At 70.1% G+C, this 14,328-nt stretch carries 17 protein-coding genes; 8 read left to right on the forward strand and 9 right to left on the reverse strand.

Going from position 1 to position 14,328, the window contains the following annotated elements; genetic code table 11:
* Nucleotides 1–10: 10 nt before the first annotated feature.
* A complete protein-coding gene (locus tag ACIBI9_RS14535; RefSeq protein ID WP_397222483.1) occupies nucleotides 11–1,114 on the reverse strand; it encodes a hypothetical protein in 1,104 nt (367 codons plus the stop codon).
* On the reverse strand, nucleotides 1,111–2,052 hold the full coding sequence (locus tag ACIBI9_RS14540; RefSeq protein WP_397222485.1) for a hypothetical protein: 942 nt from the start codon (nucleotides 2,050–2,052) through the stop codon (nucleotides 1,111–1,113). The genes ACIBI9_RS14535 and ACIBI9_RS14540 overlap by 4 nt, the downstream gene beginning before the upstream one ends.
* Nucleotides 2,053–2,246: 194 nt before the next feature.
* Here ACIBI9_RS14540 and ACIBI9_RS14545 point away from each other — a divergent pair, with 194 nt between their 5' ends.
* Nucleotides 2,247–2,396, forward strand: a complete 150-nt coding sequence (locus ACIBI9_RS14545; RefSeq protein ID WP_397222487.1) for a hypothetical protein — start codon at nucleotides 2,247–2,249, stop codon at nucleotides 2,394–2,396.
* A gap of 220 nt (nucleotides 2,397–2,616) precedes the next feature.
* Nucleotides 2,617–3,282: an alpha/beta fold hydrolase gene (locus ACIBI9_RS14550; RefSeq protein ID WP_397222489.1), complete on the forward strand. Its 666-nt coding sequence runs from the start codon at nucleotides 2,617–2,619 to the stop codon at nucleotides 3,280–3,282.
* Nucleotides 3,283–3,309: 27 nt separating this feature from the next.
* On the opposite strand, the gene ACIBI9_RS14555 is transcribed toward ACIBI9_RS14550, so the two are convergent.
* From ACIBI9_RS14555 to ACIBI9_RS14565, 3 genes are all read right to left on the reverse strand, one after another.
* Entirely contained in the window at nucleotides 3,310–3,894 is a 585-nt protein-coding gene (locus tag ACIBI9_RS14555) for a DUF1707 domain-containing protein (RefSeq protein ID WP_397222490.1), read from the reverse strand.
* A 29-nt stretch (nucleotides 3,895–3,923) separates the two neighbouring features.
* Entirely contained in the window at nucleotides 3,924–4,712 is a 789-nt protein-coding gene (locus tag ACIBI9_RS14560) for an SDR family oxidoreductase (protein WP_397222492.1), read from the reverse strand.
* Nucleotides 4,713–4,939: 227 nt separating this feature from the next.
* The gene (locus ACIBI9_RS14565) at nucleotides 4,940–5,605 is read right to left on the reverse strand and encodes a hypothetical protein (protein ID WP_397222493.1); all 666 of its coding nucleotides are present in this window, start codon (nucleotides 5,603–5,605) and stop codon (nucleotides 4,940–4,942) included.
* 112 nt (nucleotides 5,606–5,717) lie between these two features.
* Between ACIBI9_RS14565 and ACIBI9_RS14570 the strand changes: the two genes are divergently transcribed.
* From ACIBI9_RS14570 to ACIBI9_RS14585, 4 genes are all read left to right on the forward strand, one after another.
* Nucleotides 5,718–7,121, forward strand: a complete 1,404-nt coding sequence (locus tag ACIBI9_RS14570) for a sensor histidine kinase (RefSeq protein WP_397222495.1) — start codon at nucleotides 5,718–5,720, stop codon at nucleotides 7,119–7,121.
* Nucleotides 7,118–7,786 (forward strand): response regulator transcription factor, encoded by a 669-nt coding sequence (locus ACIBI9_RS14575; protein ID WP_397222496.1) that lies wholly within the window; start codon nucleotides 7,118–7,120, stop codon nucleotides 7,784–7,786. Before ACIBI9_RS14570 ends, ACIBI9_RS14575 begins: the two co-directional genes overlap by 4 nt.
* Nucleotides 7,787–7,854: 68 nt before the next feature.
* A complete protein-coding gene (locus ACIBI9_RS14580) occupies nucleotides 7,855–8,412 on the forward strand; it encodes a DUF4956 domain-containing protein (RefSeq protein ID WP_397222497.1) in 558 nt (185 codons plus the stop codon).
* Between the two features lie 50 nt (nucleotides 8,413–8,462).
* A complete protein-coding gene (locus ACIBI9_RS14585) occupies nucleotides 8,463–9,371 on the forward strand; it encodes a polyphosphate polymerase domain-containing protein (protein ID WP_397222498.1) in 909 nt (302 codons plus the stop codon).
* A 5-nt stretch (nucleotides 9,372–9,376) separates the two neighbouring features.
* On the opposite strand, the gene ACIBI9_RS14590 is transcribed toward ACIBI9_RS14585, so the two are convergent.
* A complete protein-coding gene (locus ACIBI9_RS14590; RefSeq protein WP_397222499.1) occupies nucleotides 9,377–9,919 on the reverse strand; it encodes a TIGR03086 family metal-binding protein in 543 nt (180 codons plus the stop codon).
* On the opposite strand from ACIBI9_RS14590, the gene ACIBI9_RS14595 reads away from it, so the two are divergent.
* On the forward strand, nucleotides 9,918–10,739 hold the full coding sequence (locus ACIBI9_RS14595) for a DUF6597 domain-containing transcriptional factor (RefSeq protein ID WP_397222500.1): 822 nt from the start codon (nucleotides 9,918–9,920) through the stop codon (nucleotides 10,737–10,739). The genes ACIBI9_RS14590 and ACIBI9_RS14595 overlap by 2 nt on opposite strands.
* Here ACIBI9_RS14595 and ACIBI9_RS14600 read toward each other — a convergent pair.
* Nucleotides 10,729–11,310, reverse strand: coding sequence for a kinase (locus ACIBI9_RS14600; RefSeq protein WP_397222501.1), 582 nt, complete (start codon nucleotides 11,308–11,310; stop codon nucleotides 10,729–10,731). The genes ACIBI9_RS14595 and ACIBI9_RS14600 overlap by 11 nt on opposite strands.
* Nucleotides 11,311–11,372: 62 nt before the next feature.
* Here ACIBI9_RS14600 and ACIBI9_RS14605 point away from each other — a divergent pair, with 62 nt between their 5' ends.
* Nucleotides 11,373–11,963, forward strand: a complete 591-nt coding sequence (locus ACIBI9_RS14605; protein WP_397222502.1) for a DUF6879 family protein — start codon at nucleotides 11,373–11,375, stop codon at nucleotides 11,961–11,963.
* Nucleotides 11,964–12,080: 117 nt separating this feature from the next.
* Here the strand turns inward: ACIBI9_RS14605 and ACIBI9_RS14610 are convergent, their stop codons facing one another.
* Nucleotides 12,081–13,304, reverse strand: coding sequence for an acyl-CoA dehydrogenase family protein (locus ACIBI9_RS14610; protein ID WP_397222503.1), 1,224 nt, complete (start codon nucleotides 13,302–13,304; stop codon nucleotides 12,081–12,083).
* Between the two features lie 13 nt (nucleotides 13,305–13,317).
* Complete coding sequence (locus tag ACIBI9_RS14615; protein ID WP_397222504.1) at nucleotides 13,318–14,316, reverse strand: acyltransferase family protein; 999 nt, start codon at nucleotides 14,314–14,316, stop codon at nucleotides 13,318–13,320.
* Nucleotides 14,317–14,328: the final 12 nt, after the last annotated feature.

A 14,328-nucleotide genomic window follows, 5' to 3' on the forward strand; every position in this document is an offset into this window, starting at 1 on the left:
GGCGCGCTGGTCACGGTTGGGAGATGAGCTGGACGCGGATGCCGTTGTCGTACGGGACCACGATCGTCTGGTCGCGGCCGAGCTTCCACTCCGGGTTGACCAGGAACAGCCGGCCGCCGGAGGCGAGGAGGAGCCGGAAGCCGCGGTAGCGGTGCGCGAAGCTCGGGTCCTTGCCGGTGGTCTTCAGCCGGATGTGGGTGATGCCGACAGGTACGTCCTGCAGCGGCTCCTTCACGTCGAGGATGACCTCGGCGCGTTTGGGCAGTTCGCGCGCGTCCTGCTCGCCCCGGCCGGTGCCGTAGGCCCACGCGACTGTGGTCGAGGCCCAGAACAGGCCGGCGACGGCCAGGCCCAGCACGCTCACCACGCCGTTCCTGGCCAGGCGGGGTGACATGAGCGGGCGGCCGCGGTTCTTGCCGTGGACGTGGATCCCGTACGCCACGGTGGCCGGGCCGGACGCCAGCGCGAGCGGCGTCGTGCCGATGACGACGCTGGTGCTGGCGTCCTCGAGGAAGATGCCGATCACGGCGCGGCCGACCAGGAGCAGGCCGACGAGCGTGATGCCGGCGGCCAGGAAGGTGTTGACCAGGTCGCCGGGGCGGCGGGCGAGCTGCCGGGAGACGGCGGCGTGGACGCAGATGACCAGCAGGGCGCCGAGGCAGATCAGGGCGGCCGGGACGTACACGACTTCGAGGCCGTCGAGGAGCAGGCTCTGGTTGGACAGGCCCGTCATGTCGAGGGATATGCCGAAGTAGTCGAAGCGGGCGCGGGTCGCCACGTAGCCGAAGTAGATCAGCAGCGCGGTCGCCAGCGTGGTGGGGCCTATGGCTTCGGCGAGCTGCCTCACCCGCGCCGAGACCGCCTCCTGCCCGCCGGCCGCCTCCTCCTGCCCGGTCGCCGTCTCCTCCTGCCCGGATGCGCTCTCCTGCCCGGTCGGCGTCTCCTGCGCGGTTTCCGTTTCCTGCCCGGTTTTCGTCTCCTGCCCGGTTTTCGTTTCCTGCGCGCCCGCTGCCTCCTGCGCGCCCGCCGTCTCTCGCTTGGGCGCCGTCCTCTGGGCGCCCGGCGCGTCCCGCCTGGTTGCGGTGTCGCTCGCGGGCTCGTGCGTGGTGGTCACTCTCCCTCCGGAGCCGCAGTCGTGCCGTCATCCGACGGGTCCGGCTCGTCGTCCTGCGATCCGGGGTCCGAGTCCTCCTGCGATCCAGAGTCCGAATCCCCCTGAGAGCTGCCCGAGTCGTCGGTGGAGGGGCCGGTGTCGTCGTCCGGCGACGGCGTCGGGGACTCCTCAGGGGAGGTGCCCGAGTCGCCGATGTAGTAGTCGAACCGCGGGACGTTGTTGGAGGTCTGCCCGCTCACCTCCACCGGCGCCTCCGCCGTCGGCGGCGGGCCGCCCCAGTCGCGGACCTCGTCGCAGGGCGCGTCCTCGACGTTGACGCACAGGTACCGGAAGCGGACCACCGCCTGGATGACGTACGGGCGGTCGGAGGCGTCACCCGTGATGATCGCCCCCGCGAGGCACTGGGAACCGGCCCTCAGCAGAACCCCCTGGCACAAGGGGTCGCCGGTGGGGTCGCAGTGGCCGGGGGCCGATCGGGCGGTGGCGCGGCCGGGGCCCGACTGCACGGTGAAGGAGACGGACTCGATCGTCCCGACGGTGGAGGTCTTGTTGATGATGGTGACGCAACCGTCGTCGCCGGGGGAGCCGTCGAGGTGCACGCCGTTCCAGTGGACGCTGCGGCGGTTGTTGCGCGTTCCCGGCGGCGGCGTGGACCTGTCGCCGGTCGGCTGCCCGCCGTCGGCGTCCTTGCCCTGGCCGGTCGAGTCGCCGGGCACGCCGGTCGCCGAGCCGTCGTCGTCGGGCGCATCCGTCGAGCCGTCAGCGTCGGGCGCGTCCGCCGAGCCGTCCGGGGCGTCCGCAGGGGCGTTCGTCCCGGTTCCGGCCAGCGGCTCCGCGCCGTTGCCCGTGGCGACGCCCGCCAGCCAGGCGATCCCGAGGACCGCCACGAGGCCGAGGATTCCGGCCATGATGAGCACGCGTGACCGCGATGGCGCCATGGATCCCCCTGGAGTACGCCGCAGATCCCTCATGTAGCTCCAGAATCGGCTCCTCCGGCTGGGATCGCATGAGTACCCCCTTACTCAAAGCGCCGGTCACCTTCTCCGCGGGTATCTCGGAGTCGCGGCTCTCCCCGTGACTCTCGCCGGCATCACTGACAGTAGGTGTCACGAGCCGTCCTTAGCTTCTGCCCATGAACACCAACACCTTCGACTTCTTCGTCGGCACCTGGACCTCCAAGCAGCGCCGCCTGCGAGAGGCGCTCGCCGGCAGCGACGACCCGGTCCGGTGTCGCCGCGCGACCTGCAGCGCCGTTCGGCCACGGTCAGCGGCTTCTGGCTGATGAACGCCCTCGCCTACCCGGAGCCTCGGCAAGGCGTACCTGGAGATGTCCGGGCAGGTCGTGGCGGGTGAGCTGCGCGTGGTCCACGGCGGCGACCGTCCGATGCCGGAGGTACGGTGCGCGCACGCGGACCTGCGTGGCCCGCCGGACCGTCGGCAAGCTCGTCCTCGACCCGACGAGATAGAACCGATAGGTTCGATCTCTGTTAGGATCCAGACTTATGGCGACATTTGTCTTGATTCCCGGTATGTGTCATGGCGGCTGGTACTTCGACGAGCTCGCCGAGCAACTGCGGAGCCGAGGGCATCGCGCGTACCCGCTGACCCTGACCGGCGTCGCCGAGCGCAGCCACCTGCTGACCGGCGGGGTGAACCTCGACACGCACATCCAGGACGTGACCGCCGTCCTGGCCGCCGAGAACATCACCGAAGCGATCCTGGTCGGCCACAGCTACGGCGGGATGGTGATCACCGGGGCCGCCGACCGCGCGCCCGAGCGGGTGCGTGACCTGGTCTACCTCGACGCCGTCGTCCCGGGGCACGGGGACTCCTGCTGGAGCCTCGTCACCGAGCAGGAGCGGGGCTGGTACGTGGACGTGGTGGACAGCGGCTACGCGACCCGGCCGCTGCCGTTCTTCGACCCGCGCGCCACGGCCCATCCGCTCGCCTCGCTGCTCCAGCCGCTACGGCCCACCGGAGACCTCGCGCACGTGCGTCGCAGGGAGTACGTGTACGCGGCGGGGTGGGAGGGGGAGTCGCCGTTCACCCCCGTCTACGAGCGGCTGCGCCGCGACCCCTCGTGGACGACCCACGCGTTGGACAGTGCGCACAACCTCCTGCGCGACGCGCCGGACGACCTGCTGAAGATCCTGCTCGGCGTCGCCTGACGGCTCGGACGATGGCCGTCGGCGCCCTCACCACCGCCAACGCCAGAACCTGCGCTGCCGCCGGACGAGCAGCCGGCCGGCCCACTGCTTGCCCCGTACCACGAAATGCCGCTCACCTGCCGGGACGGGTGACGCCCGCACCCCCTTCACCCGGGCGGGGCTCGCGACCAGCTCGACGTCGTCGATGTCCACGGTGGCGCCGGGCGGCAGGACGAGCGTGGTGGAGCCCGCGTACACGTCCAGCTCGATCTCCACGACCTGATGGGGGATGACGGCGTCGGTGAAGTCCAGCTTCACCGACCCCGCCTTGGCGGACGCCCGCAACACCCGGGGCACCACCCAGCGCCCGCGCCGCTTCAGGGAGGCCGCCACGCTGCGCAGCTCGGTGCGCTCCGGCGCCCGCGCGGCCAGGGGAGCTCCGGGGAGGTCTTCGACGTACGGCGCGGCCTCGCCGAACGTGCGAGCTCCGAGCACCCCGCTCAGCCGCTGCTCGAACTCCTCCAACGTCAGCCGCCCGTCGCCGACCGCCGACCGCAGCCGGGCGGCGACCCGTTCGCGATCGGCGTCCGACATCCGCGACTCGGGCGGCTGCGGGACTAAGTCTCCGCTCACACCCGCAACTCTAAGTCGGGAATCCGACGTCAGGGAGTCGAGGTCAGGGAGTCCACGAAGCGCGACATTCCGGCCAGCCACCGGTCAGGGTTCTCGGCCTTGCGGTGGACGAACTCGGCCACCTCCGGGTGCGGGAAGATGTGGAAGCGCTCGGCTTCCAGGCCCTCGACGACCGCGGTGGCCACGTCCGACGGGTCGAGGATGGTGCCCGAGGCGGCCACGGCCCTCGCCGTCAGATGGTCTTCCTCCAGGCCCTGCTCCAGCATGCCGGTACGCACGCCCTGCGGGCACAGGACGCTGACCTTGACGCCCTGGGAGGCGTAGTGGATGGACAGCCACTCGGCGAACGCGATCGCCGCCGCCTTCGTCACCGCGTACGGGGCGTCGCCGGGGCAGCTGATCAGGCCCGCGGCGGAGCAGGTGTTCAGCAGATAGCCGCCGCCTCGGGCGACCATGGTGGGTACGACGGCGCGGGCGGCGTACACGTGGGCCAGCACGTTCACCGCGTACAGGCGGCTCCACTCCTGGTCGGGGGCGTCCAGGCCGTGGCCGCCGATGATGCCGGCGTTGGAGCAGAACAGGTCCACCGGCCCGAACGGGGTCTCGGCCAGGGCGGCCACCTCCGGCTCCGAGGAAACGTCCACGCGTACTGCGGTGGCGCGGTCACCGATCTCCTCGGCCACCGCGATCGCCCCGGCCTCGTCGAGGTCCGCGACGACGACTCCGGCCGCTCCTTCGGCGGCGAACCTGAGCGCCATCGCCCTCCCGATTCCACTGGCGGCACCCGTGACGACGACGACCTTGTCCCGTACCCGCATCTGCACTCCTTCCGGTTCCGAGCGCGTCCGCCCGTCCCGGGAACGACTCGCCCTTGCGCATCTTGACCGCCTGTGGCCGCTTCGGCAGAAACCCGACTCCGCAGGCAGAAGCGGCGAACCCACCTCCCGTTGGGAACCCCCGCCCGAGAACAGGCGGTTTGGGCGGCGAAGCCCAGTAATTAGAACGCGATTCTACTGCGGCTCGGCGTGATCAGATGAGAGGTTTCTCATCTGGGCTTCAGCGTGGTCTCCTCGAAGGGCGTCAAGGTCAAGGTCATGAAGCATCGGGGAACGTTGGTCCTCTTCGCCTTGGCCGCGGCGATGGCGGGGTTCATGTTGGTGGGGCTGGTGCGCGCGGCCGACAGCGAGCCCGATCTGGGCGAGGCCGTCGTGGTGTCACACACGCCCGCGCCGGGCGAGGCAGGCATGTCGGCCCCCGCCGGAAGCGGCGCCCCCGGGCCGGGCTCCAGCCCGCCGACCCCGAGCGCCGAACCGGACCTCACCCCGGGCGCGAGACCAGGGCTCACCCCCGGCACGAAACCGGAGCCCACCTCGGGCGCGACACCACCGCCCGGCACGGGCACGGCATCACAGCCCGCCGCCGACGCCGGACGCCGGCCCGCCGCCGACAGTGGATCCCAGCCCGCCGCCGACAGCGGATCCCAGCCTGCCGCCGACAGCGGACGCCGGCCCGCCGCCGACGCCGGGCCCCAGCCCGCTGCCGGTGCCAGACCACAGCCCACCACGGGTGCGAAACCGAAGCCCACCACGAGTGCCAAGCCGAAGGCCGCCACGAGCACCGGCCCGAGGCCCACCAGGAGCACCGGGTCGCGCGACGGCGACGAGGCCGCGGCGCGTGAGAGCGTCGTGCCGCCCACCCCTCGCCAGACCACGGCCGAGCCGGTCAGACCGCCGGCGCCGAGACCGGGTGGCGGTGACGATGACGACGACGGTGGCGGTGGAGACGACGATGACGCCGACGATTGACCGGGTGATCGAATGCGGGTGAGCGCCCGTGCCCGGATCGTGGGCTGGATGCTCGCCGTCGTCGGCCTCGCCCTCGCGGTCTCGATCTTCGCGACCTGGACCATCCTGCTGGCTCGCCTCGACGACCGTACGAACCTCGAGCTCAGCAACGAGGCGGAGAAGCTGCGCCGGTACGCCGCGACGGCACGCGACCCGGAGAGCGGTCGCACGATCACCGACGTGGGAGAGCTGCTCACGGGATACCTGGCGCTCAACGCGCCCGACAGATGGGAGACGTTCTTCAGCATCGTCGACGGCAAGGCCCACAAGATCACCGCGATCCCGCCACCCGTACGCCTCGACACCGATGACGCGCTGGTCGCGCGGCTGGCCACGGCCACCGGGCCCGATTGCGGGGAGATCGACAGCTCGAAAGGAACGGTCCATTACGCGGTGATCCCCGTGACGGTGAAGGCCGACCCCCGACCGGGCCACTTCGTCGTGGCGATCCTCTACGATCGCCACCGCGACGAGATCGTGGACGCGGTGCGGGTGCTCGGGCTGTCCGCGCTGGCGGCGCTGGCGTTAGCGGGGGCGGCCGGATGGTTCGTGGCGGGGCGGGTGCTGGCTCCGGTCCGGCTGATCAGCCAGACGGCCGAGCAGATCAGCGACTCCACCGATCTCACGCGCAGGCTCGACGTGCCGGGCGACGACGACGTGGCCGCGCTGGCCGCGACGTTCAACCACATGCTCGACCGGCTCGAGAACGCCTTCGTCGTGCAGCGGCACTTCATGGACGACGCCGGCCACGAGCTGCGTACACCGATCACCGTCATCCGCGGCCACCTGGAGCTCATGGGCTACGATCCGCGCGACCGTGCGGAGACGCTCGCCCTGGTCACCGACGAGCTCGACCGGATGAACCGCATCGTCGAAGACCTCCTCACCCTCGCCAGGGCGGAGCAGCCGGGCTTTCTCGACATGCACGACGTCGAGGTGGCCGACCTCACGGTCAGCGTCGTCGCCAAGGCCCGCGCGCTCGGCAACCGGCGCTGGCGGGTCGACGAGGTGGCCGAGGCCCGCGTGCCCGCCGACCGCCAGCGGCTCACGCAGGCGCTCATGCAACTCGTGGCCAACGCCGTCCGCCACACCACCGACGACGACCTGATCGCCGTCGGCTCCGCCGTCCGCGACGGATGGGTCGAGCTGTGGGTACGCGACAGCGGCCCCGGGGTGGCGCCCGCGGAGCGCGAGCGGATCTTCGGACGTTTCGTGCGCGGCGCGGGCCGCACCGTGACGTACGAAGGCGCCGGTCTGGGCCTGGCCATCGTCAGATCGATCGCCGAGGCCCACGGCGGCAACGTCAAGGTGACGGAGGCCCCGGGCGGCGGAGCCCGTTTCGTCATGTCCATCCCGCTGTGGGAGCTCTGGAGACTGGGATGAACCGGATACTGATCGCCGAGGACGAGGCCAGGATCGCGTCGTTCGTGGAGAAGGGGCTGCGGGCCAACGGCTTCGTGACCGCCGCGGTCGCGGACGGGGTCGCGGCCTACGACCTGGCCTGCGCGGGCGGGTTCGACCTGCTGATCCTGGACATCGGGCTGCCGTTGAGCGACGGGTTCACGGTGTTGCGGAGGCTGCGGCAGTCCATGGTGACCATGCCGGTGATCATCCTGACCGCCCGCGACAGCGTGAGCGACACCGTGGCGGGGCTGGAGGGCGGCGCGGACGACTACATCGCCAAGCCCTTCGCCTTCGAGGAGCTCCTGGCGCGGGTGCGGCTGCGGCTGCGCCTGCGCGCCGACCGCACGCCGGAGGTAACCGTGCTGCGGGTGTCGGATCTGTCGCTGGATCTGCGTACGAGACGGGCATACGTCAGGGATCGGGCGGTGGACCTGTCCACGAGGGAGTTCGCGCTGGCGGAGATCTTCTGCCGCCACCCCGACCAGGTCCTGACGCGCGAGCAGCTCCTCAGCCACGTGTGGGGCTTCGACTTCGACCCCGGCTCCAACGTGGTGGACGTCTACGTCCGCTACCTACGCCGCAAGATCGGCCCCGACCGCATCGAGACCGTCCGCGGCACCGGCTACCGCATGAGAGCCGCCTAATCATCACCTCACCCTCGCCTCACCCCGCCCCGACAAGCTGTTGTCAGCAGCACAACGGAGGGAGCGCCGTGACAGCCGGACTGGTAATGGATCTCGCGTCGATCGTCGTCCTGGCCTACGGCCTCTACTACCGGCGACATCACCGGCGCGACCTGCTCTTCGCCTACGTGGCACTCAACGTGGGCATCTTCGCGGTGGTCTCACTCCTGCTCGTCCAGCGCGTCGACGTCGCCGTCGGCTTCGGCCTGTTCGGCGTGCTGTCGATCATCCGCCTGCGCTCCAGCGAGATCACCCAGCAGGAGATCGCCTACTACTTCATCGCCATCGTGCTGGGCCTGGTCAACGGCATCGCGGGGGCCTGGACGCTGACCGCCCTCCTGCTGGACGGCGTGCTGCTGGCGGTGATGTACGTCGCCGACCACCCGTCCCTGCTCGGCCGCACCCGCCACCAGGTCATCACCCTGGACGTCGTCCACTCCGACCCTGACCTGCTCCGGGTCGACCTGGAGAGCCGCCTGCGGGCACACGTCCTCCACTACGTGGTCACCCAGATCGACTACGTCCGCGACATAACGGTGGTCGACGTCCGCTACGTGGCCCCTTCGCAACGGGCCGGCGTCCGCTGAGCCCCCGGGCCGGCGGACGGAGTCATGCACAAGGTGGTGGAGGTGCGGTGATGCGTGAGTTGGATGCGGATGTGCTGCTGGCCGGGGTCGCGGCCGAGGTGGCGCCGATCGGGCTCGAGGACGTGCCGGAGCTGATGAGCCGGGTCGATCGCAAATACATCGTGACGGCCGCCACCATGGCGGCACTCGCGGCCGAACTGGGCGACCGGTTCGCCGTGCTGCGCATCGGGGCAAGACGTCAGTTCCGCTACACGTCGACCTACTTCGACACGCCTGACCTGCTCACCTTCCACCAGCACCGGCAGGATCGGCGGCGCAGGTTCAAGCTGCGCACCCGCACCTACCTGGACGGTGGCGGGCGGTGGCTGGAGCTCAAGCTCAACGGCACCCGTGGCAGCACCGACAAGCACCGCATCCCATACGACGACGCGTCGGGCCGCACCCTCACCCGGGAGGCCCTCGACTTCGTGCGCGACACCCTTCTCACCGAGCTACGCCTGATCGCCCCGGAGACGCTGGGACCGGTGCTGTCCACCGACTACAAGCGGGTGACCTTCATCGACCCCTCGGGCGCGGCCAGACTCACCTGCGACACGGGCCTGCTCTGCCACGACGGCCGGTCCAGCGCACCGGCGCGCCGCGACCTGGTGCTGCTGGAGTCGAAGTCCGCCGACGGTAAGGCGCTGGTGGACAAGGTCCTGCGAGGGCTGGGGGTGCGACCGGTCACCGTGAGCAAGTACTGCCTGGCGGTCGCGGCGCTCCGGCACCTGCCTGCCAACCGCTGGCACCCGGTGCTGCAGCGCTATCTCGTCCATCGCCCCGAATCGGGCGCGCAGCGGCTGGTGTCCAGGGGCTCGGCAGGGTGCTGGGGTCAGGCGGCCGCGCGGGGCGGCCGGTGGGTGACGCCTCGGGGAGCGCACGCTGGGGGGAGGAGCAGCGGCCTCGGCATTCAGCGGTGAACGGGTTACGGGGTCCAGGCCGGGTCTCGGCCGATGATGCCGAGGAGGCGGTCGAATTGCGGGGCGTGGTCCGGCACTTCCACCGGTGGGCCGAAGGCGCCGCGTTGCCTGCCCATCTCGGCCATCTGGTCGGTGAAGTGGAATGCCCGGGTGACGGCCTCGGGGTCCGGCTGGTAGTCCTGGCCGGTGGCTATGGCCAGGTCCCAGCCGTGTACGACCATGTCGACGAGATACATGTGGGCCAGCGTGGCCATCGGCAGGCCCATGGCGGGGCTGGTGCCCTCCCATGCCTCGGGGCGCGCCCAGGCGGCCAGTGTGCGCTCCGCTCGCTCGGGGAAGTCGCCCGCGTACGGTTCCTGCTCGATTCTCTCCCCCTGGCAGCCCAGCGACTCGAACAGGTCCGCCACCCACTCGAGATGGTTGATCAGGTCCTTGACGTCGAACTTCGCGCAGGGCGTCGAGGAACCGAGCTGCTCCGGCCGCACCGCGCGGACCAATCCCGCGGTCCGTTCGGTGGCGCGCGTCATCAGCGGCATCATGTCGTCCATGGCAGCCATGATGCCCCGTCCGCCCCAGGCGCGGCTTGTAGAAACGCGACAGCGCGGCTGGGTCAACCCGTACGCGGGGCTCGACGCGTTCGATTTCTTCAGGCAGGCGCCATCAGCGGAAATTGCGCCGTTTGTGGAGCACTTCTGGGTCGTCACGTGGACCGACCTGGACGAGCCGTACGAACAGCGCATCGTCTCGCACCCCACCGTGAACCTGACGATCACCAAGGACTTCCATCAGTTCGCGGGCGTGATCAAGGGCGGGTTCTCCTACACGATGCGGGGCAGCGGCCGCGTGCTCGGCACCCGCTTCCGCCCGGGCGGCTTCCGGCCGTTCCTCGGCGGTCCGGTGTCGCAGTTGACCGACCGCTTCGTGGAGATCGGCGAGATGTACGGCGCGGCGGGCGCCTCGCTGGTCGAGCAGGTCCTGGCCGAGTCCGATGCCCGGGCCGCCATCGGGCACGTCGAGAGGTTCCTGCTGGGTCTGGGGCCGGAGCGGGATCCGCTGGCCGAAGAGGTCGCGGCGCTGGTGGCGATGGCCGAGAACGAGGTGTCCGTGACCAGGGTCGATGAGCTGGCCGCCAGATCGGGGCGGTCGGTGCGCTCGCTGCAGCGGCTGTTCCGGGACTATGTGGGCATCGGTCCCAAGTGGGTGATCCGCCGCTTCCGGCTGCACGAGGCCGCGGAGCGGGTCTACGAAGGGCTCGACCTCGCGACGTTGGCCGTCGAACTCGGCTATACGGACCAGGCTCATTTGACCCGCGACTTCACCGCCGCGGTCGGGATGCCACCCGCCGCCTATGCCCGCCTCAGAGGCTAGGCACGCCGTCTCCTTGGGTGAGGTAATTTGCCGGGGTTCGGGTGGATTTATGGTAATTGCGGATTTCTGTGCATTCGAATGTTTCGGATAGCAGCCGTCGCACCGTTTTCTCGAGCGAGCTGTTCTGATCGATGACGGTTTCATAAGCCCCCGGCAGCAGATCCCGCTCGATGTACCACTCGCGCATCACGTCCGGGCCGAACTCCGCGCTCTGCGGGCGGGTGGCGTGGCGGCGCAGCGTTTCCTCGAAGGGGATGTCGAGGTAGAAGAAGCGGCTGCGGCCGGGGAAGTCGTCGCGCAGGGACTGGAGCATCGGGGCATACCGGCTGGCCGTGAGGATGCCTTCGAGGACGACGTGGTGGCCGTGGTCGAGCGCGTAGCGGGTCACGGTGTCGATGAGGCCGATGTTGACGCCGTCCGGGACGTCGAGTTCGCGGAGGATGTCGCGGCGCAGCACGTCCTGGCTCACCACCGCGAGGCCGCGCTTGCCGTACGCCTTGCGGAGGGCTCGGGCCACGCTCGTCTTGCCCGAGCCGGAGTTGCCGCGCAGGACGATCAATTGTGTGAGCATCCCGGCCAGCGTAGCCGCTGGTCACGGGTTCGTGCCGTGAATCGGATGGGTACGGTCGTCATATGCTTGAGCGCATTCACGAGATATCGGGCGTCTTGCTAAGTGCGGACGGATATCTTGACGATTTTTGGCCGAATTTCCGGAACATTGATGACGTGTTCTGGAAGCTCCAGCGTATTCAGCGCTTCGAGGCCGGGGAGCCGAGCTGGCTGGCGATGATGGACGGCGACTGGGAGCGCTCGCTCAAGCTGGTCGACGACACGGGTGCCGAGGGCCGGGGCGGGGCCTACCCCTGCCGGCGGATCCGGATCGTCGAGCAACCCGTCACGCCGTACCTGCAGTGGGAGATGCACGTGCTGGCGCTGCGGGTGGAGGTGGCCGAGCAGGTGCGGGTGCTCGACGCGGGGGAGGTGTCCGACCTCGAGATCGACCGGCTCCTGCCCGAGCTCGTCGTGCTGGGGTCGTCCGTCATGTACGAGGTGACGTACGACGCCTCCGGCACCCACAGCGGCGCCAGGAGGATCGACGACCCTGATGTCATCGCGGCGTGCCGGGGCGAGCTCGACAAGCTGTTCGCGGCCGGGGAGGACTTCCGGGCCTACTACGAGCGGGAGATCGTGCCGATGCCGGCTCCCCGCGTGACGGCCGTCTGAGGCCGCGGCCCCCGCGTGACGACCGTACGGGGCCGCGGTCTCCGGGTGGCCGTCTGAGGCCGCGGTTCCCGGGTGGCCGTCTGAGGCCGTGGTCGCGGGAGACGGCCCGCGTTGTCGTCACAGGGGGAGGCCGCCGGTGGCCGAGCTGGTGGAGCCGGTGGCCTGGTAGGCGGCTATGGTGCGTTCGGCGATGCGCATCTGGTGGATCTCGTCGGCGCCGTCGGCGAAGCGGGCCCAGCGGGCGTGCTGGAACATGGCGGCCAGCGGCGTGTCCGTCGAGTAGCCGAGCGCCCCGTGCACCTGGATCGCCCGGTCCACGATCCGGTTGAGGCTGTTGGCCACGAAGTGCTTGGCCATCGACACCTCCGTACGGAAGTCCTCACCCTTGTCGATCTTGGATGCGGCGTGCAGGACCATCAGCTTGCACTGGTACAGCTCCATGGCCGAGTCGGCGATCATCCACTGGATGCCCTGCTTCTCGGCCAGCAGCGAGCCGTGGCTGTAGCGGTTGAGCGCGCGCTCGACCATCATGTCGAGGGCCGTCTCCGCCTGGGAGATCCAGCGCATGCAGTGGGCGAGCCGGGCCGGGCCCAGGCGGTACTGGCCGAGGCGATGGCCGTTGCCGCGACCGCCCAGGATCTGGCTGTCGGGCACGCGGAGATCGGTGATGGCGATCTCGCTGTGGCCCGTGGAGCCGTGCATCGTCTCGACCTCGCGTACGTCGTTCCAGCCCGGGTCGGGCAGGTCGACGAGGAAGGCGGTGTTGGCGCCGCGCGAGCCCTCCGGCACGTCCGGCTCCGTCCGCGCGATGAGGATCGCGAAGTTGGCCCGGCGCGCGTTGGAGATGAACCATTTGTGGCCGTTGATCAGCCACTCGTCCCCGTCCCGGACGGCCGTGGTGCGGATCAGGGTGGGGTCGGAGCCCGCCACCTCCGGCTCGGTCATGGCGAAGCAGGACATCTGCGTGCCCTCCAGCAGCGGCCGCAGGTACTTCTCCTTCTGCTCGTCCGTCGCCCAGTGCAGGAGGGTGTGCATGTTGCCCTCGTCCGGGGCCATGCAGTTGAGCACCCACGGCCCGACGCGGGTCTTGGCCGCCTCCGACTGCACCATGGCCAGCTCGACGTGGCCCAGCCCCATGCCGCCCCACTCCTTCGGCATGTGGGGCAGCCACAGCCCCTCGGCCTTGGCCTGGGAGCGGAGCCGGAAGATCGTACGGAGGTAGGCGTCCCGGTCGGCCTCCTTCACCTCCTCCATGGCGGGAATGACGGTCCCCTGGATGAAGGCGCGGACCCGCTTGCGGATCTCCTCGTGCTCGGGAGCGAGGGTGAAGTCGATGGCCATACCCGACACCGTGTCACGGCCGGCGGAGCGGCGTGAAGGCCCAGGACATGCGCGGCTCCACGGCCCAGTGGAAGAGCGTGCGGACCGGCGGCGTGCAGAGCAGCGTGGCGGCGGCCACGCCGAGCAGGATCGACAGCGGCACGCCCAGCTCGAACCGCTCGGCGACCTTGACCACGAATCCGTGCAGCAGGTACGCGTACATGGTGGCCGCGCCCAGCCCGCTGAACCACGTGTGCCGCGCCGGGGTCACCGCCAGGAACGCCGCCACCAGCACCGCCCCGGCCACCAGCAGTCCCAGCCGGACGGCCGTGCCGGTGAGGTCGTCCACGTGCAGCGCCGGGTTGGGCAGCCGCCATCTGATCCACTCCGTCGGCACCTGTTCGTGCACGAGCAGCGCCGCGGCCAGCCCCAGGCCGAGCGTCAAGAAGCCGGCCAGCCGCATGTACGGCCTGCGCAGCCACGCGAAGTGCTCCGGCTTGAGCATCAGCCCGAGCACGTAGAACGGCAGCAGGCCGAACGTCCGGTTCATGGCCAGCTCGTCGGGCAGCGCGCTCATCCCGGTCAGCAATGACAGCACGACCGCGACCGCCAGCGGCCATCTCAGCTGCTGCCACACCGGCGTCGACAGCCGCCACAGGAACAGCGACAGCAGGAACCAGGTCAGGTAGTACGGGTCCAGCAGGCTCAGCTCGAACTTCCCGTACAGGATCAACCGCGGCAACGAGTACGCCACCTCGAAGATCAGATACGGCACCGCCAGCGTGGAGATGAGCTTGCGCGCCTTCCCCGCCGAGAACGTGAACCGGCGCGACAGATAGCCGCTCAGCACGATGAACAGCGGCATGTGGAAGACGTAGACGTAGAAGTAGAGCGCGTGGGCGATGGGGTGATCCCGCTGGTCCTCGATGAGGTGACCGCACACCACGAGCACGATGGCCAGGTATTTGGCGTTGTCGAAGAACGGGTCCCTGGCGGTCACGGACCGGGCGTCGAGGGTGACGGGTGAGTTCACAGATCCCGCACC

This window comes from Nonomuraea sp. NPDC050451 (genome assembly GCF_044458585.1).

Coding starts and splice junctions, on each gene's coding strand:
- ACIBI9_RS14560 (WP_397222492.1), bottom strand. CDS start 4,712: ATGCGGGTACGGGACAAGGTCGTCGTCGTCACGGGTGCCGCCAGTGGA.
- ACIBI9_RS14585 (WP_397222498.1), top strand. CDS start 8,463: ATGCGTGAGTTGGATGCGGATGTGCTGCTGGCCGGGGTCGCGGCCGAG.
- ACIBI9_RS14610 (WP_397222503.1), bottom strand. CDS start 13,304: ATGGCCATCGACTTCACCCTCGCTCCCGAGCACGAGGAGATCCGCAAG.
- ACIBI9_RS14600 (WP_397222501.1), bottom strand. CDS start 11,310: ATGCTCACACAATTGATCGTCCTGCGCGGCAACTCCGGCTCGGGCAAG.
- ACIBI9_RS14545 (WP_397222487.1), top strand. CDS start 2,247: ATGAACACCAACACCTTCGACTTCTTCGTCGGCACCTGGACCTCCAAG.
- ACIBI9_RS14590 (WP_397222499.1), bottom strand. CDS start 9,919: ATGGACGACATGATGCCGCTGATGACGCGCGCCACCGAACGGACCGCG.
- ACIBI9_RS14550 (WP_397222489.1), top strand. CDS start 2,617: ATGGCGACATTTGTCTTGATTCCCGGTATGTGTCATGGCGGCTGGTAC.
- ACIBI9_RS14605 (WP_397222502.1), top strand. CDS start 11,373: ATGCTTGAGCGCATTCACGAGATATCGGGCGTCTTGCTAAGTGCGGAC.
- ACIBI9_RS14595 (WP_397222500.1), top strand. CDS start 9,918: ATGGCAGCCATGATGCCCCGTCCGCCCCAGGCGCGGCTTGTAGAAACG.
- ACIBI9_RS14540 (WP_397222485.1), bottom strand. CDS start 2,052: ATGGCGCCATCGCGGTCACGCGTGCTCATCATGGCCGGAATCCTCGGC.
- ACIBI9_RS14575 (WP_397222496.1), top strand. CDS start 7,118: ATGAACCGGATACTGATCGCCGAGGACGAGGCCAGGATCGCGTCGTTC.